Consider the following 17804-nt stretch of genomic DNA (forward strand, 5'->3'; position numbering starts at 1 on the left):
ATGCTCCACGTCAAGCCCCGTTCACGGTCCTTGTCCTTCCGGACCGGAGCCCGGCTCGTACCGCCGGTCGGCGGTCGGATGCCGCCGGGGTGTATTTCACTGCATGCGCGAACGCGCTGTTCGATACGTTGTGCCGATGCGGAAGTTCGCGGAGACCGAAGACCTGTCGGGACTGGTCCGTGACGGGCTGGGGCCGGGCTGCCGTGCGGTCGCGGTGGACCGGTTGCGCGGGGGCAGTAAGAAGGGGGTGTACCGGGTCCGGGTCGACGGGGCCCCGGTGACGAGTGTGATCGTCTACAGCTGGGCCGAGGAGGAGAATTTCTGGCCGGGCCAGAAGGGGGCCGACGCCAGGGATCCGTTTGCACCCGCCTCAGGTCTGATCCCGTTCCTTGTCGCCCGGCAGCATCTGGACGGCTTGGGCGTAAGGGTTCCGCGGCTCCTCCTGGCGGACGACAGCCGGCACCGCCACCCGGCAGACGTGGCCGTTGTCGAGGACATCTCCGCCGACACCCTCGAAGCACTCCTTGAGAGCGATCCCGCCCGCGCGAGCACGGCCCTGGCCGACCTGGCCGCGATGGTGGGCGTCATGCACGGACACCGCGCCCCGCAGTACGGCCGGATGGATCTGCTGGAGCAGGGCGGCACCGCAGGCGGAGTCTCCTGCGAGCAACGGGTTCTCGACCGGGCCCTGCGCGATCTCGAAGAGGCCTCGGGCAGGGACCGCAGGATCGCCGCAGCGGAAGGTCACGTGCGCGACCGTCTGCACGGCCTCGCCGCGCTGGTGATCCCCCGTGCCGAATACGGGCTGATCCACGGAGAACTGGGCCCCGACCACGTCCTGGTCGACGCCGATGGTCACGCGGTGCTGATCGACATCGAGGGCCTCATGCACTTCGACATCGAATGGGAGCACGTCTTCCTCCGGCTCCGCTTCGGCGAGCACTACCCCGTCCTGTCCCGGCCCGGTCTCGACCCACAGCGGCTGGACCTCTACATGCTCGCGATGCACCTGTCCCTGATCGCCGGCCCGTTGCGCCTGCTCGACGGCGACTATCCCGACCGGGCCGCCATGCTCGGGATCGCCGAGCACAACCTGCGGGAGACCCTGGCACTCCTCCCGTAGCGGGCAGGGCCGGCCGCTACGTGCGGGCAGAGGGCCGGGGGGGGGGGGGGGGGGCCCCCCCCCCCCCCCCGGGGCCGCCCCCCGCCCCCCCCCCGGGGGCCGCCCGCGGGGGGGGGGCCGCCGGGGGGGGCCGGGGGGGGGGGGGCGGGCGGGCGCCCCGCCCCCCCCCCCCCCCCCCCCCCCCCCCCCCCCCCCCCCCCCCCCCCCCCCCCCCCGCGCCGGATCGAACTGCTCGGCGGGTCGCCCGGAGGGCAGGGCCGGGCGTGTTCCGGCCTGCCGCGTGATCCAGGGCCGGTGGTGAGGTGTGGGCGTGGTTCAGTCCTTCGCTCCATCGGCCAGGAAGGCGCTCAGGCTGTCGAGGAGCATGGTGCTGCCCTGTTCGGCCATGTCGCGTTCCTCCGCGGTGTCGCAGGTCTGGCGGAGCACGACCTGCGTGTGGTGGTCGTCCTGCTCGTCGAGTTCCATGGTCATGACCGCGGGCGCGGGCTTGCCGGGTACGTCCATGCCGATCGCCAGGAGGCGGTTCTCGACGACCTCGAGATAGGAGCCGGTCAGCGGGAACTGTCCGCCGTCGGGCGTGACCATCGTGGCCTTCCACGCTCCGCCCGGCCGTACGTCCATCTCGACGGAGCCGGCAGCGGCGTAGGCCCACTGGGCATACTGCCCGGGGGTGGTCCACGCCCGCCACGCCTTCACTGCGGGGGCGTCCAGCGTTCGAGTCAGCTTGTAGGAGAAGCCGCCGGCCGGGGTGGTCTGCTCGGTGCTCATCTTTTCGTCTCCTGGTCTCAGGTTGCTCGGGGCTGTTGCGTCTGTAGACGCCGGCGGGCGCGGGGATTCATCGGTCTGCCGGAACTTTCCTGCGCGCCCGTACCGGTGCGGCACGGGCGCCGCGCCCCGAGAGAGGAACAGGACATGGGCGACGGCGGCAGCGGTCGAAGAATCGGTGGGGCGGCTCTGTGCGGCCAGGCGTCCGCAGCTCGGTGTGGTGGGCGGCTGCCGGGGCGAGTACCAGGCCTCCAGCAGAATGACCGTATGGCTTCTCCTTCCGGAATCGGTGCAGGTGTCGACAGCGGGACGAACCGGATTCGTCTTCTGGCGGCTGGGGCCGCGCCGGCGATCGTGGGCGCGGGGCTGGGTCTCAGGGCCGTGGCGGCGGGAGATGTGGCCAAGTACGGCGGGGACGCCCTGTACACCCTCCTGATCGTCGCCCTCGTCGTCCTGGTGGCACCGCGGGTGACGGCATGGAAAGCCGGCGCGCTCGCGCTGGCCGTCAGCTGGGGGGTCGAGTTCTTTCAGCTCAGCGGGCTGCCGGCAGAGCTCTCCGGGCACAGCACTGCTGCCCGTCTGATCCTCGGTTCCACCTTCAACGCACCGGACCTGTTCTGGTACGCGGTCGGCGCGCTGGCCGGATGGCTTGTCGTAGCCTCGCGAAGGGCGGGCCAGGGGCGGACATCCTCCGTCCCTGTGAGTGACCGTTCGCGGTGATCGGCGGCGCGGCCGGCGGCTCGTGCGGGCGAATTCCTCCCAGCTCTCCACCCGACGGCGGTGCCGATCAGGCTCGCGGCGACGATGCGCTCGAGGTTGCCGAGGGCGCGGGTGCGGACGGTCGATCAGGCGTCCGGGTTGTACGGCGATGAGCGCATTGACCGCGCATCTGCGAGTTGGTTGCATGAAGATGAGCCCTGGCCGCAGGGCCGGGGGAGACGTGCCGACCGGGGGGAAGAATGCGTCTTGGGCGGAGAGCGGCTGCCGTTGCCGCCGTGTCAGCTGTGTGCGCAGTCGTGCAGACGACGCCCGCAGGAGCGTTGGAACTGAAGCCGGGTACGGATTACGTGAACGTCACGGCCGGCGATGCGATGGGGAACGAACAAAGCCAGTACGCCGCGATCAGTGCCAACGGCCGCTATGTGGCCTTCTGGTCACGCGCCTCGAATCTGGCGCCCGGCGACACCGACACCGTCCACGACGTGTACGTGAAGGACCTGCGGACCGGGAGGGTGCACTGGGCCAGCGACCTGACCGACGGCATGGACAAGGGAGGACCGTACGTCGCCCCGTCCATCAGCGCCGACGGTATGCGGGTGGCCTTCCCGACGCTGGACAGGACCCAGGCCCATGTGTACGACGTGCGCACGGGGCGTACCGAACTGGTCAGTGACGGCACCTACGCCCGATTCGGCAACGCCAACGCGCCGGCCATCAGCGGAAACGGAAGGTACGTGACCTTTACGGCCGGCCCGGCGGGGGACACGGGAGGCCGCTCCCTCATCCGCCTGCGCGACCTCGGACGGGGCACGGGCGAGTGGTTCGACCACTCCCCGGCCGGCGAGGAGCAGGGGGTCGCGGCGCCGTCCCTGAGCCATGACGGCCGGCACATCGCCTACCTGGCGTCGGGCCCGGGGACGGACGGACCCGAGGACAGCGGGACGCACGTCTACGCACTCGACCGTCGCACGGACAAACGAGTACGAGTGGACCCCGAGTGCGCGGACGATCCGGCCGAGTACGGGGTCAGCGACCCGGTGATGAGTCCGGACGGCCGCCACGTCGTGTTCCGCTTCAAGTGCCGTACCTTGCACCCCGGAGGCACCAACGACACCGGTGACGTCTTCCTCAAGGACCTGAGGAGCGGAGCGCTGCGCCACATCCTGGGCCCGAAGCCGCAGTTCGCCACGCACACCGGACGCCTGAGCGCGGACGGCCGGCACATCGTCTTCGTGGCGGCCGAGGAGAGGGAGCCTCGCGGCCCGCTCCAGGTGATCTATCTGCTGGACCTCCGCACCGGCCGCACGGACATGGTCACCGCCCGGCCCGACGGCACCGCCAACCAAAGGCCGGCGTCCGGCCCGACTCTCGACGCGCACGGACGCGCGGTGGCGTACGACGCGGTACCGCGTGACCTGCTGGGGGAGTCGTCCACCGCCGGTGACCGGCAGGTCTTCGTCACGCGTCCGCGTTGACGGGCACGGCCGGCGCCCCGCCGAGCCGCGTGATCCTTCGGCGCGCGGAAGCTGTGCCGGCCCGGGACGATGGCCACCGGTGGGCGGTGCGCATCGGTGAGAGCCGAAAAGATTCCGGGCGTGGATGTCGAGAACCCGTGGCCGGCTCCGTCCCCGCAGTGAACGCGACCGGAAGGGGTCGCACCAGCACCGAGGAAAAGCACGATGGCCAAGTACCTGCTGCTGAAGCACTACCGGGGCGCCCCGGCCGCGGTCAACGACGTGCCCATGGACCGGTGGACGCCGGAGGAGATCTCGGCCCACATGCAGTACATGAACGACTTCGCTGCCCGGCTCGAGGGGACCGGCGAGTTCGTCGACGGTCAGGCGCTCGCCCCCGAGGGGACGTTCGTCCGGTACGACGGCGAGGGGCGCCCGCCGGTCACCGACGGCCCGTTCGCCGAGACCAAGGACCTCATCGCCGGCTGGATGGTGATCGACGTCGACAGCTACGAGCGCGCCGTCGAGCTGGCCGGGGAACTGTCGGCCGCCCCCGGGGCGGGCGGGAAGCCGATCCACGAATGGCTCGAGGTACGCCCGTTCCTGACCGCGCCGCCCACCATCACGGAATGACGAAGGACATCACGAAGGACATGATGACGGAATGACGTCCGAGGCGAACGAGATTCTGCTCCGGAGTCTCACGCCGGGCGTGCTCGGGATCCTCGTCCGCCGCGGAGCCGACTTCGCGGCGGCCGAGGACGCCGTGCAGGACGCGCTGGTCGAGGCGGTCCGCGTCTGGCCGGCCCGCCCGCCACGCGACCCGAAGGGCTGGCTGGTCGCCGTGGCCTGGCGCCGTTTCCTCGACGCGGCCCGCGCGGACACCGCCCGCCGCCGGCGTGAGAACCTCGTCGACGAGGAACCGCCCCCCGGACCCGTGCCCGCGGCGGACGACACGCTCCGGCTCTACTTCCTGTGCGCCCACCCGTCGCTGACGCCGTCGTCCGCGGTCGCGCTCACGCTGCGCGCCGTCGGCGGGCTCACCACCCGCCAGATCGCCCAGGCCTACCTGGTGCCCGAGGCGACCATGGCGCAGCGCATCAGCCGGGCCAAGCGCACCGTCTCCGGCAGTGGAGTCTCCCCTGCTCGAGCGAAGTCGAGAGCTCGGGGAAGCTTCGACCGGCCCGGCGACGTCGCCACCGTGCTGCGCGTCCTCTACCTGGTCTTCAACGAGGGCTACTCCGGCGACGTCGACCTCGCCGCCGAGGCCATCCGGCTCACCCGGCAGCTCGCGGCCGCGATCGACCACCCCGAGGTGGCGGGGCTGCTCGCCCTCATGCTGCTCCACCACGCCCGGCGCGCCGCCCGGACCGCGCCCGACGGCAGCCTGGTGCCGCTCGCCGAGCAGGACCGCGGCCGGTGGGACACCGAGTCGATCGCCGAGGGCGTCGGGATCCTGCAGGCGGCCCTCGCCCGCGACCGGCTGGGCGAGTTCCAGGCCCAGGCCGCCATCGCGGCACTCCACGCCGACGCGGCCACGGCCGAAGAGACCGACTGGGTGCAGATCGTCGAGTGGTACGACGAGCTCACACGCCTGACCGACAGCCCGGTCGTCCGGCTCAACCGCGCGGTGGCCGTCGGCGAGGCCGACGGACCCCGCGCCGGCCTGGCGGCGCTCGCGGCACTGGACGACTCACTGCCCCGCCGCACCGCGGTGGCGGCGTACCTCCACGAACGCGACGGCGACCCGGTGACGGCGGCACGCCTGTACGCCGAGGCCGCCCAAAAGGCGCCCAACCTCGCCGAACGCGACCACCTGACACGCCAGGCCGCCCGGCTCAACACCCGCCGGGATCACTGACGGGTCACGTTCGGGCGACGGGACTGCGCGCGGGGTTCTTCTCCTGCTGCACAGTGAATCGATATACAGATCGAATCGGTGTTACCGTCCTTGACGGCCTGCCTCACCGTCGAGGCCCGCGCCTCCTCAGCTCGTCCCCGCAGGTTCGCCCCGTCTCGGGCGGTCGCCGCACTCCCCGAGAGTCACGAACCATGGAACTCCGTACGTCCTCCGCCGTGTCCTCGCCGGCTTCGGCCGTCTCGCGCGACGAGACGGCGCCAGCACGGCGCGGTCCGGCCGGGAGACACTACGCCGGTCACCGGCGCAGAACCCCGTAGCGGGGCTCGTACGGCCGTGTTGTCCCTCACGCTTCCCACTCCGCGCCGTCACGCCGACCGTCCGCGAAGCCGGTCCAGCAGGCCGTCCAGAGACGCACGGCCGGCGCTCGACGCAACCGGCCCCGCCGCTGTTCGGTCCGCCCGGCCGGCGACGCCACTCGTGGTCGGGCCCGGCATCGTCCCCCTCCCCGGCTCCCGGGCCGTTGTCTTCGAAAGGTTTTCTGCACCATGCCGCTGGCTCTGCTGGCCCTGGCTGTCGTCGCGTTCGGCATCGGCACGACCGAGTTCGCCACGATGGGACTGCTGCCCCAGATCGCCGACGGGGTCGGCGTGTCCGTGCCGCACGCCGGCAACCTCGTCTCCGCCTACGCGCTCGGTGTCGTCGTCGGTGCGCCCCTGCTGACGGGCATCGGCGCGCGCATACCCCACAAGCGACTGCTCCTGCTCCTGTCCGGGCTGTTCGTGGTCGGCAACGCCGCGTCCGCGCTCGCTCCCGACTTCGGCCTGCTCTTCGCCGCGCGGTTCCTGGCGGGGCTGCCGCACGGAGCGCTGTTCGGCGTGGGCGCCGTCGTCGCCTCACGCCTGGTCGCCCCGGGGCGTGCGGCACGTGCCGTTTCGAAGGTGTTCCTCGGCCTCACCGTCGCCAACATCGTCGGAGTCCCGGCCAGCACGGCCCTCGGGCAGCAGCTGGGCTGGCGGTCCGCCTACTGGGCGGTCACCGTCATCGGACTCGTCGCCCTCCTCATGCTGGCCTGCTTCGTCCCCCACCAGCCACGGGGCCGGCAGTCCGGCATCCGGACCGAGCTGCGGGCCATGGGCAACAGGCAGGTCGCGATCGGCATGGCCGTCGCCGTGGTCGGGTTCGGCGGGTTCTTCGCCGTCTACAGCTACCTGGTGCCCATGCTGACGAATCTGACGGGCATCTCCGACTCCTCGACCACCCTGGTCCTCGCGCTCTACGGCGTCGGCATGACGCTCGGCACGCTGATCGCCGGCCCGCTCACGGACCGTGCCCTGCGGCCGACGCTGTACGCGGGCCTGGCTGTGCTCGCCGTGGCACTGGTGACGTTCTACTTCACCGTGCACAGCCTCGTGCCCGCCCTGGTGACGATCACCGTCATCGGTGCGATGGGCTCTCTCATCACCACGCCCGTCCAGATGCTGCTCATGGCCAAGGCCAAGAACGCTCCGACGATGGCGGCGGCCTCCAACCACTCGGCGTTCAACCTGGCCAACGCGGGCGGGGCATGGCTCGGCGGCCTGGTCATCTCGGCCGGCTGGGGCTGGGCCGCGCCCAGCCTGGCCGGTGCGGCTCTTGCCCTGGTCGGCCTGGGCCTGGCCTTCACGGGTGGCCTGATGGACCGGGGCGGCCGACGCTCCGAGGTGGTCATGGAAGGTTCGGCCGTGCCCGGTCAAGAGACGCGTACGGTCACGTGACGGCCTGGGAAGAGGGTGAACCGGGCCGGGCCCGTCCGCACTGCGGACGGGCCCGGCCCGGCCCGCTGTCCAGGCGTCGGCGGGCGGCGTCGAGCATGTCCGGATGAGGCGCCTGCGCAGCACCGCGAGGACCGGGCGCGGGTCGGTCGTCCGGTACAGGAACGGGTGAGGGAGGCGGCCGGCCTGTGCCGTTCCTTCGCACCGTGCCTTTCGAGGCCCCCCGCTCGGTCACCGGTCGGGGCTCAGCGAGCGAGCAGGTCCCGCAGGGCCTCGATGACGTCGCCGGGCGCTTCCTCGGCCATGAAGTGGCCGGAAGCGACGGTGGTGTGCCGCAGGCCGGGTGCCCAGGCGCGCCAGACCGCGGCGGCGTCGTAACCCAGCGCCGCGCCCCAGTCCTGCTGGAGCACCGTGACCGGCATGCGCAGCCGGCTCCCGGCGCTCAGGTCGGCCCGGTCGTGTTCGAGGTCGACGCCGGCGGAGGCGCGGTAGTCGGCCACGATCGAAGGAACCGAGGCACGGCAGGCCGCCAGGTACGCGGCGCGGACGTCCGCCGGGATCGCCCGGTCGTCGGTCGTCCAGATGTCGAGGAAATGGCCGAAGAAGGTGTCCGGGTCGGCGGCGATCATGCGCTCCGGCAGGCCCGGCGGCTGAGCCATCAGGTACAGGTGGAAGGCGACGGACGCGGTGACGCCTCGCAGCACCTCCCACATGTCGAGGGTCGGCAGGACGTCGAGGCAGGCCAGGTGGGTGACCGTACCGGGATGGTCGAGCGCGGCGCGGAAGGCCACCAGGGCGCCGCGGTCGTGCCCGGCCAGCGCGAACCGCTCGTGCCCGAGGGCGCGGGCCAGAGCGACGACGTCGTCGGCCATGGTGCGCTTGGCGTAGACCGTGCCGTCGGTGTCCGCCGGCTTGTCACTGGCACCGTAGCCGCGCAGGTCGGGGCAGATCACGGTGTGCTCGGCGGCGAGGCCGACGGCCACGTGACGCCACATGAGGTGGGTCTGCGGGAAGCCATGCAGCAGCACGACGGGAGGGCCCGAGCCGCCTACGGCCGCGTGCAGGAGGACCCCGTCGGCGACGGGAATACGATGATGGTCGAAACCGGCGATGACAGGCGTCATGACCAGGCTCCTTTCCTTGGGGAAGCGGGCTCCTCCATGCTGTGGGCGCCGGATGAGCAGTGGATGAGCAAGGTCGCTCGGCAGCCGGGAATGCCGCCCGGACGGCAACGCGGCATTGCGGCACAACGGCATCGCGGCAGTCCGGCGTGAGGCGACCGCCCGGCGGAAGGAGAGTGGGGAAGAGTGCGTGTCGTCTTCGGTGTGCTCGGTCCCGTGATGGCCTGGGACGCAGACGCAGACGCAGACGCAGACGCAGACGAAACCGCAGGCATCAAAGCCGAAGTGCGTGGCAGGCGCCTCGCTCTCAAGGGCCCCAGACACCGCTCGGTGCTCGCGCGGCTGATCATCGCCCGGGGGCGGGTCGTGCCGGTCCGGCGCCTGGTCGAGGACCTCTGGCCCGATCCGCCCGGCGACGCGGCGGGCTCGGTGCGCACTTTCGTCGCCGCGCTGCGCCGCACCCTGGAACCGGACCGCGCCCCGCGGACTCCGGCCAGGCTGCTGGTCACCGAAGGCCCCGGGTACGCGCTGCGCGCCGCCGCGCACGAGGTGGACGCCTGGCAGTTCGAGCAGGCGGTCACCGCCACCACGGCGCTCCCGCCGAAGGACGCGGCCTCCCGTCTCGAGGAGGCGCTCGGCCGGTGGCGCGGTCCGGCCTACGCGGAGTTCGCGGACCAGTCATGGGCTCGGGCGGAGAGCCGACGCCTGGCCGAACTGCGGCTGCACGCCGTGGAACTGCACGCCGAAGCGCTGCTGGCCCTGGGCCATGCCGAGCGGGTGGCGGCGGATCTGCGGACGCACACGGCGGAGCACCCGGGGCGGGAGCACGCCTGGCGGCTGCTCGCCCTGGCGCTGTACCGTGCCGGCCGTCAGGGCGACGCGCTGGCCGTGCTGCGCCAGGCGCGCACCGTCCTCGCCGAGGAGCTGGGCATCGACCCGGGCCCGGGGCTGCGCGGCCTGGAGACGGACATCCTTCACCAGGCCGGCCGTACCGGCCCCGCCTCCGGCACCGGCGGGTCGACGGGGCAGGTGTGGGAACGGGTCGCCGCCTCGTACGACCGCACCGTGGCCACAGGCGCGCGGGCCCGCCTGGAGTCCACCGTGGGACTGCTGCGCGGGCTCGCGGTGGCCGGCGGTGGCGGTGGTCTGCCGGCCGCCCTCGAGCACCGGGTCTCGGCCATCACGGCGGCCGAGGAACTGGGTGACGCCGAACTCACCGCCCGGGTGATCGGCGACTACGACGTCCCGGCGATCTGGACGCGCCCGGACGACCCGGAGCAGGCGGCACAGGTCGTCAGGGCCGCCGAACGCACCCTCGCCGCCCTGCCCGCCGAGGGCCACGAGGACGCCAGGGCCCGGCTGTTGGCGACGATCGCACTGGAGTCGCGCGGCACCGCCGGACCGCGTGGTCGGCAAACCGCCCGGCAGGCCGAGCAGTTGGCCCGCGGCCTCGGCGACCCGGCACTGCTGGCGTTCACCCTCAACGCCGCCTTCATGCAGTGTTTCCACCGCGCCGGGCTGGCCCCGCGCCGGGACGGGATCGGCACGGAGCTGGTCGACGTCTCCGCCCGGCACGGCCTGGCCACGTTCGAGATCCTCGGTCACCTCGTCCGGCTGCAGGCGCGCAGCGCCCTCGGGGACTTTCCCTCGGCCGACCGGCACGCGGCCGCCGCCGACCGCCTGGCGGACCGTCACGAACGGCCGCTGGTCGCCGTGTTCACCCGTGGATACGCCGCCCTGCGGCTGGACGCGACCGGCCGGGCGCCGGCCCCCGAGGTGGAGGCGGCCTACCGGGACGCCGCGGCCCTGCTGGACGGCTGCGGCATGCCCGGCCTCGCCCGCGGTCTGCCGCCGTTGGCGCTGCTGTGCCTGCGTCTGCGGCACGGCCTGCCCCTGGGCTTCGAGGAGACCGTGGACTGGGGACCGTACGCTCCCTGGGTCCGGCCCCTCGTACTGATCGGACAGGCCCGCCGTGCCGAGGCCGCCGAGGCCCTGCGCGAGACCCCCGACCCGCCGCGCGACCTCCTCCAGGAAGCCCTGTGGTGCCTCACCGCCCGAGCGGCCCTCACCCTCGGCGACCGGGACGGCATGCGACGCGCCCACACCGCGCTCACTCCCGCGGCCGGCGAACTGGCCGGCGCGGGCAGCGGACTCCTCACCCTCGGCCCGGTGTCGGAGCACCTGACCGCCCTCGCGACGGCCCTCGGCCAGGCCTGACGGTTCTCCACCGGCGGGCGGGCGGGCGGCCGAGCCGGTCCGGGAGCTTGCCCGTGGAGGTCGGTGACGGAGGCGGTACCCGTACTCACCCCGCCGGCGTGGCCGTCGCGCCCGCCGCCGCCCGGCGATGGGCTGCGCTTCCCTCGCGGTAGAACACGTATCCGCCGTGGTGCAGCACATCTCCGTCGAACGTCCCGTCCGCCGTGAACCCGGTGTCGCCCACGTACCGGATGCGGTTCCCGTCCACCCGGTACCGGCCGGTGCAGGCGCTTTCGCGATCCCCGCGCGCTTCGTCGTAGCGGCCGTCGGGGAGCAGCTCCTGCCTGATGTGGTGGTCCGCCGTGACCCACATGGCGGCATACGGGTGGGACTCCCCGGGGCTTGCCGTCCCGCCGCCGGACGTCCGGCTGCCGTCGGACGTCCGGCTCTGCGACGGCGGGCGGGTCGGGGGACCGGTCCCACCCGTCCGTCTGCCGGCAGGCGGACGCCGAGAGGACCGTCAGGACCAGTGGCACGAGCACAGGACATGCTGCGTTCTGGGCATACCGTCATCGTGCGAGTCCCTTCCCGGGTCATCCAGGACGTGACACCCCCTGGCGACCGTCGTCCCGGCCTGCCTCGGCGCGCAGGGCCGTGAGCGTGTGCTGCGCGGACGGCCGTCGTTCCGCACTGTCGGCACGCAGTGCGCGGGACAGGCCCAGCGCCGCGGTGCGTACGGCGGGGGCGAGCTGCGCCGGCTGGAAACGGGCGCGCGGTACGGCGACGGACAGGGCGGCGACGGCCGTACCGCTGCCGTCGAAGACGGGAGCGGCGATGCAGCTCACTCCGAGGGCGGCCTCCTGCTCCTCGTAGGCCAGACCGGAGACGTGCGCCTGCTCGATGGCGGTCCGCAGCCGGTCGGGGTCGGAGGTCGAGTAGCGGGTGAGCTGCGGCAGGGGAGTCTCGCCCAGCACCGTCTCCACCAGCTCGGGGCCGGCGAAGGCCAGCAGTGCCTTGCCCACGCCGGTGCAGCTCAGCGGGAGACGTCCGCCCACCCGTGAGGGCAGCGGCAGCCGGTCGTGGCCGTGGATGCGCTCCAGGTAGACCACCTCCCGTCCTTCGCGCACACCGAGGTGCACCGTCTCGTGGGTGGCCTCGTAGAGATCCTGGAGGAAGGGCAGGGCCGTCTCCCGCAGGCCGTGCCGGCGCGGAACCAGACTGCCCAGTTCGAAGAGCCGGCCGCCGAGACGGTAGGCGGTGCCCTCCTTCTCCATCAGCTGGAGGCGGACCAGATCCGCGGTCAGCCGGTGCACCGTGGCCTTCGGCAGCCCCGTACGGTCCGAGAGTTCCGTGAGCCGGAACGATCCGCCGACGCTGTCGAAGCAATTCAGGATGGATACCGCTTTGTCCAGCATGTTGCCCTGGTCATTGTTCCGTGTCACGGAACAATGATTGTCAGAGGTGCGCCCCCCTGTCTATACCGGAAGCTCCGCACCCGCCGGACTCCGGTCCCGAACCTCCGGAACCACCCTTCCGACGCACTCCCCGAGGGCAACATGACCACGCCTCCCCTGTACGACCCGCCGCCCGGTCCCATCCTGAAGGCGGCCGACCTCCTGAAGCAGGCCGCGCAGACGGGCGTGACGTGTCCGCCTGTGCGCACGCTCCTCGGCGCCGGCGACATCGGCACCGCCTACGAGGTGCAGCGTCTCAACGTGCGGCGCAGCCTCACCGACGGCCGCAGGATCGTGGGCCGCAAGATCGGCCTCACCTCACCGGCCGTGCAGAAGCAACTCGGCGTCGACCAGCCGGACTTCGGAGCCCTGCTGTCCGACATGGCCGTTCCCGACGGCGGAACGGTCCCTGCCCGGAGGCTGCTCCAGCCCAAGGTCGAGGCCGAAGTGGCACTCGTCCTCGGCGCCGACCTTCCCTTCGTCGGACCCACGGTCGCCGACGTACTGCGCGCGGTGGACTTCGCCCTGCCCGCTCTGGAGATCGTCGACAGCCGCATCAGCGGCTGGGACATCTCCATCGTCGACACGGTCTGCGACAACGCCTCCTCGGGCCTCTTCGTCCTCGGCGGCACCCCCGTGCCGCTGACCGCGGTGAACCTGAGGGACGTGCGGATGACGTTGCTGCGCAACGAGGAGGAGGTGTCCAGCGGCTCGGGGCGCGACTGCCTGGGCGGCCCGCTCAACGCCGCCGTCTGGCTGGCGGACGTACTCGCCGCCGCCGGAGATCCGCTGCGCGCGGGGGACATCGTCCTCACCGGTGCCCTGGGACCCATGGCCGTGGCCGCTCCCGGCGACCGCTTCGACGCCCACATCACCGGGCTCGGCTCCGTACAGGTCTCGTTCGCACCGGACACCACCGACACCCCGGACACCCAGGACACCCCGGACGAGGGAGCACAGCAGTGACGAGCACGACCACCACGACGAGCACGGCCCCCGCGAGGCGGACCAGAGTAGCGGTCATCGGCTCCGGCAACATCGGCACCGACCTGATGATCAAGGTGCTGCGGCTCTCCGAGAGCCTGGAGATCACCGCCATGGCGGGCATCGACCCGGACTCCGACGGCCTGGCACGCGCACGCCGCCTCAAGGTCGCCACCACCCACGAAGGGGTGGAGGGGCTGGTGAGGATGGACGAGTTCGCCGACATCGACATCGTCTTCGACGCCACCTCGGCCGGGGCCCACCGCCACCACGAGGACGTCCTGCGCCCCCTGGGCCGCACACTCGTCGACCTCACCCCCGCCGCACTGGGCCCCTACGTGGTGCCGCCGGTCAACGGCGCGGCCCACCTCGGCGCCGCCAACGTCAACATGGTCACCTGCGGCGGCCAGGCCACCATTCCCGTCGTCGCGGCGGTCGGAGCGGTCACGCCCGTGCACTACGGCGAGATCGTCGCATCCATCGCGTCCCGCTCGGCCGGACCGGGCACCCGGGCCAACATCGACGAGTTCACCGAGACCACGTCGTCCGCCATCGAACAGGTCGGCGGCGCGGCCCGCGGCAAGGCCATCATCATCCTCAACCCCGCCGAACCCGCACTCATCATGCGCGACACCGTCCACTGCCTGGTGGGCGAATGCGACGACACCGCGGTGAAGGACTCGGTGGAGGAGATGGTCGCCCGGGTCCAGGGCTACGTCCCCGGCTACCGCCTCAAGCAGGCCGTGCAGTTCGACCGGGTCGCCGCCGACGACCCGCTGCGTTCCCTCCTCCCCGCCGGCTCCCGCACCCCGGACGCGACACGGGTGTCGGTGTTCCTCGAGGTCGAGGGCGCCGCCCACTACCTGCCGTCCTACGCCGGCAACCTCGACATCATGACCTCGGCCGCGCTGCGCACCGCGGAGCGCATGGCCGCCCACCACACGCCGGAGGTGGTCTCCCGATGACCGCACAGCAGCAGCCCGCCCTGTACGTGCAGGACGTGACACTGCGGGACGGCATGCACGCCGTCCGCCATCGCTACACCGTCGACCAGGCCCGCGCCATCGCCGCCGAGCTGGACGCGGCCGGCGTGGCCGCGATCGAGATCGCCCACGGTGACGGCCTGGCCGGCTCCAGCATCAACTACGGCGTCGGCGCCCACACCGACTGGGAATGGATCGAAGCGGTGGCCGGTGCCACGCGGCACGCCATACCCACGACGCTCCTGCTGCCCGGCATCGGCACCGTCCACGACCTCAAGCGGGCCCACTCCCTGGGGATCCGCTCCGTGCGGATCGCCACGCACTGCACCGAGGCGGACATCTCCGCCCAGCACATCGCGGCGGCGCGTGAGCTGGGTATGGACGTCGCGGGGTTCCTGATGATGTCCCACATGGCCGAGCCGGCCGAACTCGCCCGCCAGGCCAAGCTCATGGAGTCCTACGGCGCCCACTGCGTCTACGTCACCGACTCCGGCGGCCGGCTCACCATGGACGGGGTCCGTGACCGCGTCAGGGCCTACCGCGACGTCCTCGACCCGGCCACCGGACTCGGCATCCACGCCCACCACAACCTCGCCCTCGGTGTGGCCAACACCGTGGTCGCCGTCGAGAACGGCGTCACCCGCGTCGACGCCTCGCTCGCGGGTCAGGGCGCGGGGGCGGGCAACTGCCCGCTGGAGGCGTTCATCGCGGTCGCCGACCTCATGGGCTGGGACCACGGCTGCGACCTGTTCCCCCTCATGGACGCGGCCGACGATCTCGTACGGCCGCTGCAGGACCGCACGGTGCAGGTCGACCGGGAGACGCTGACGCTCGGCTACGCGGGCGTGTACTCCAGCTTCCTGCGCCACGCCGAACGGGCCTCCGAGCGCTACGGCATCGACACCCGCGCGATCCTCGTCGAGGTCGGGCGCCGCAAGATGGTCGGCGGCCAGGAGGACATGATCACCGATATCGCTCTCGACCTCGTGGCGCAGGCCCCGGCGGGCTGACACCCATGCACGGCCGGTCCGGCCCGGGGCGGGTGCGCCGCCGCACCCGCCCCGGGCCCCGGGCCGCAGGCGCGCCGGGCAGACGGGCGATCAGCCTCCGGCGGCACCGGGACGGCGAACCGGCGGCGGACCCGGCGAGCGGTACCGGAACGCACCGTCGCGGGCGCGACCGGCGCCGCGCTCTCCCGCGACCAGGTCGTACGAACGTCTTGGTACGCTTCCGGAGCCAGTCGTGCCACATCCGAGGCCAGGGAATCCGGTGGGAATCCGGAACTGACGCGCAGCGGTGAGGGGGACGGGCGGAGCACTCATGACGCCACTGGGGCGGCGGGTCGGCCAAAGGGCCGGCGCGCACTGCCCTGGGAAGGCGCTCCGTCCGGACGAACCCGAGTCCGAAGACCTGCTGGCACCTCGCCGCCGTCGGCGGTGAGGTCCTTTGTAGGCCAGGCTCCGCGTACGAGCCCCGACAGTGCAAGGCGTACCCGTGCCCCGTGCTCTCTCCGTTCCCCGCTGCCGTGCCGCAGCCCTTCTCCTCACTCCCGCCCTGCTGCTCACCGCCTGCGGCGGAGCCGGCGAGGACACCGCCGCCGGCCCGGAACGGTCCGCCGCGTCTGGCTACCCGCTGACCTTCGACAACTGCGGGAACCGGATCACGGTGAAGTCGGCACCCGAGCGCGTCGTCTCCCTCAACCAGGGCACCACCGAGATCCTGCTCTCCCTCGGCCTCGCCGACCGCATGGCCGGCACCGCCACCTGGACCGACCCGGTGATGAAGGGCCTGAAGAAGGCCAACACGTCGGTGCCCCGCCTGGCGGACAACAACCCTTCCTTCGAGGAGGTGCTGGACGCCGAACCCGACTTCGTCACCGCATCCTTCGTCTCCACGCTCGGCAGGGGCGGCGTCGCCACCCGCGAGCAGTTCGGGGAACTGGGCGTTCCCACGTACGTCTCCCCGGCGGACTGCGCCGCCGGGAAGGACAACGACAGCGGCGGCGACGGCTCCCGCAGCACGGCGCTCACCCTCGACACCGTCTACGGCGAAATACGCGATCTCGCCCGCGTCTTCGGCATCGAGGAGCGCGGCGACGAACTGGTCGCGGAACTGAAGGAGCGGGTGCGCGGGGCCACCGACGGCCTGGACGCCTCCGGCACCTCCCTCATGTACTGGTTCGCCAACTCCCAGTCGCCCTACCTGGCCGGCTGCTGCGGCGCCCCCGGCGCCATCACCCGCGAGGTCGGTGCCGAGAACGCCTTCTCCGACACCCACGACGAGTGGCCGCAGATCAACTGGGAGACGGTCGCCGACCGCGACCCCGACGTCATCGTCCTCGGCGACCTGACCCGCAAGTCCCAGACCGCGGAAACCGCCGAGGCGAAGATCCGTTTCCTGGAGACCAACCCGGCCACGCGCAACCTCGCCGCGGTGAAGAAGAAGCGGTACGTCCTGCTCAGCGGCCAGGCGATGAACCCCTCCCTCCGCACCGTGGAAGGGATCGAGCAGGTCGCCGCCGGCCTGCGCGACTTCGGGCTCACCAAGTGAGCCCGCGCACCCTGCTGCTGACCGGCGGCGGGCTCGCGGCACTGGCCGCCTCCGTCGCCGCCGCCGCGACCATCGGGCCCGCCGACATCTCCACCGCCGACGTGTGGGCGTCGGTGGAAGCCCATCTGGGCGGCGGCGACAGCACGATGACGCCGCTGCGCGACGGCATCGTGTGGAACCTGCGGATGCCGCGCACCCTGCTCGCCGCCGTGTGCGGCGCCGGACTCGCCCTGTGCGGCGCGGTCATGCAGTCCCTGCTGCGCAACCCGCTCGCCGACCCGTTCGTACTCGGCGTGTCCTCCGGGGCGTCCACGGGCGCGGTCGCCGTGTTGGTGCTTGGTGTCGGCGGCGGAGCGCTGTCGCTGTCGGCGGGCGCCTTCGCCGGCGCGCTGGTGTCCTTCGGGCTCGTGATGCTGCTCAGCCACAGCCTCGGCGGGAGCATGGACCGGGTGGTGCTGTCCGGGGTGGCGGCCATGCAACTGTTCTCCGCGCTGACCTCGTTCACCGTGCTGACCTCCGCCGACGCGGAGACCACCAAGGGCGTGCTGTTCTGGCTGCTCGGCTCGCTCGCCGGTGCCGACTGGGGCCAGGTGCTGCTGTGCACGGCGGTCCTCGCCCTGGTGCTCGTCGTCTGCCTCGGGCACTCCACCAGCCTGGACGCCTTCGCCTTCGGCGAGGAGGCCGCCGCCGGCCTCGGCGTGCACATCGCCCGCTCCCGCCTCGTCCTGCTGTGTGCCACGGCGCTGCTCACCGCCGTCCTGGTCAGCTGCGCCGGGGCCGGGGGGCCCGGGGGGGGGGGGGCGCGCCCCCCCCCGCCCCCCCGCCCCGCCGCCCCCGCCCCC

Annotated in this window: 14 protein-coding genes, 2 pseudogenes and 1 riboswitch; of the genes and pseudogenes, 12 read left to right on the forward strand and 4 right to left on the reverse strand. The window is 72.6% G+C overall.

Annotation, left to right across the window (positions count from 1 at the left end):
- Positions 1 to 136: 136 nt before the first annotated feature.
- Positions 137 to 1123, forward strand: a complete 987-nt coding sequence (locus ACIF80_RS13575) for a phosphotransferase family protein (RefSeq protein ID WP_399803418.1) — start codon at positions 137 to 139, stop codon at positions 1121 to 1123.
- Between the two features lie 315 nt (positions 1124 to 1438).
- Here ACIF80_RS13575 and ACIF80_RS13580 read toward each other — a convergent pair whose 3' ends face one another.
- Positions 1439 to 1891 (reverse strand): SRPBCC domain-containing protein, encoded by a 453-nt coding sequence (locus tag ACIF80_RS13580; RefSeq protein WP_399803421.1) that lies wholly within the window; start codon positions 1889 to 1891, stop codon positions 1439 to 1441.
- Positions 1892 to 2155: 264 nt separating this feature from the next.
- Here ACIF80_RS13580 and ACIF80_RS13585 point away from each other — a divergent pair, with 264 nt between their 5' ends.
- The 5 genes from ACIF80_RS13585 to ACIF80_RS13605 all read left to right on the forward strand — a co-directional run bounded on the left by ACIF80_RS13585 (position 2156) and on the right by ACIF80_RS13605 (position 7677).
- Positions 2156 to 2608, forward strand: a complete 453-nt coding sequence (locus tag ACIF80_RS13585) for a DUF2809 domain-containing protein (RefSeq protein ID WP_399803423.1) — start codon at positions 2156 to 2158, stop codon at positions 2606 to 2608.
- 320 nt (positions 2609 to 2928) lie between these two features.
- A complete protein-coding gene (locus ACIF80_RS13590; RefSeq protein ID WP_399803426.1) occupies positions 2929 to 4083 on the forward strand; it encodes a TolB family protein in 1155 nt (384 codons plus the stop codon).
- 204 nt (positions 4084 to 4287) lie between these two features.
- Complete coding sequence (locus ACIF80_RS13595; protein WP_399803429.1) at positions 4288 to 4695, forward strand: YciI family protein; 408 nt, start codon at positions 4288 to 4290, stop codon at positions 4693 to 4695.
- Between the two features lie 31 nt (positions 4696 to 4726).
- Positions 4727 to 5923, forward strand: a complete 1197-nt coding sequence (locus ACIF80_RS13600; protein ID WP_399803432.1) for an RNA polymerase sigma factor — start codon at positions 4727 to 4729, stop codon at positions 5921 to 5923.
- Positions 5924 to 6468: 545 nt separating this feature from the next.
- Positions 6469 to 7677, forward strand: a complete 1209-nt coding sequence (locus ACIF80_RS13605) for an MFS transporter (RefSeq protein ID WP_399803435.1) — start codon at positions 6469 to 6471, stop codon at positions 7675 to 7677.
- A 242-nt stretch (positions 7678 to 7919) separates the two neighbouring features.
- On the opposite strand, the gene ACIF80_RS13610 is transcribed toward ACIF80_RS13605, so the two are convergent.
- Complete coding sequence (locus ACIF80_RS13610; protein WP_399803438.1) at positions 7920 to 8798, reverse strand: alpha/beta fold hydrolase; 879 nt, start codon at positions 8796 to 8798, stop codon at positions 7920 to 7922.
- 183 nt (positions 8799 to 8981) lie between these two features.
- Between ACIF80_RS13610 and ACIF80_RS13615 the strand changes: the two genes are divergently transcribed.
- Complete coding sequence (locus ACIF80_RS13615) at positions 8982 to 11012, forward strand: BTAD domain-containing putative transcriptional regulator (RefSeq protein ID WP_399803441.1); 2031 nt, start codon at positions 8982 to 8984, stop codon at positions 11010 to 11012.
- 85 nt (positions 11013 to 11097) lie between these two features.
- Here the strand turns inward: ACIF80_RS13615 and ACIF80_RS13620 are convergent.
- Positions 11098 to 11379 (reverse strand): annotated as a pseudogene (locus ACIF80_RS13620) (Atu4866 domain-containing protein); the annotation flags it as partial.
- A gap of 205 nt (positions 11380 to 11584) precedes the next feature.
- A complete protein-coding gene (locus ACIF80_RS13625; RefSeq protein ID WP_399803967.1) occupies positions 11585 to 12406 on the reverse strand; it encodes an IclR family transcriptional regulator in 822 nt (273 codons plus the stop codon).
- 141 nt (positions 12407 to 12547) lie between these two features.
- Here ACIF80_RS13625 and ACIF80_RS13630 point away from each other — a divergent pair, with 141 nt between their 5' ends.
- The 5 genes and pseudogenes from ACIF80_RS13630 to ACIF80_RS13650 all read left to right on the forward strand — a co-directional run.
- Entirely contained in the window at positions 12548 to 13411 is an 864-nt protein-coding gene (locus ACIF80_RS13630; protein WP_399803444.1) for a 2-keto-4-pentenoate hydratase, read from the forward strand.
- Positions 13408 to 14394, forward strand: coding sequence for an acetaldehyde dehydrogenase (acetylating) (locus tag ACIF80_RS13635; protein ID WP_399803447.1), 987 nt, complete (start codon positions 13408 to 13410; stop codon positions 14392 to 14394). Before ACIF80_RS13630 ends, ACIF80_RS13635 begins: the two co-directional genes overlap by 4 nt.
- Positions 14391 to 15422, forward strand: coding sequence for a 4-hydroxy-2-oxovalerate aldolase (gene dmpG / locus ACIF80_RS13640; protein WP_399803450.1), 1032 nt, complete (start codon positions 14391 to 14393; stop codon positions 15420 to 15422). Before ACIF80_RS13635 ends, dmpG begins: the two co-directional genes overlap by 4 nt.
- 210 nt (positions 15423 to 15632) lie before the next feature.
- Positions 15633 to 15845, forward strand: a riboswitch (cobalamin riboswitch).
- Positions 15846 to 15906: 61 nt separating this feature from the next.
- Complete coding sequence (locus ACIF80_RS13645) at positions 15907 to 16962, forward strand: ABC transporter substrate-binding protein (RefSeq protein WP_399803453.1); 1056 nt, start codon at positions 15907 to 15909, stop codon at positions 16960 to 16962.
- Positions 16959 to 17733, forward strand: a pseudogene (locus ACIF80_RS13650) (FecCD family ABC transporter permease); the annotation flags it as partial. The gene ACIF80_RS13645 and the pseudogene ACIF80_RS13650, both read left to right, overlap by 4 nt.
- Between the last annotated feature and the right edge of the window lie 71 nt (positions 17734 to 17804).

The organism is Streptomyces sp. NPDC085927 (assembly GCF_044540975.1).
Lineage (GTDB): Bacteria > Actinomycetota > Actinomycetes > Streptomycetales > Streptomycetaceae > Streptomyces > Streptomyces hirsutus.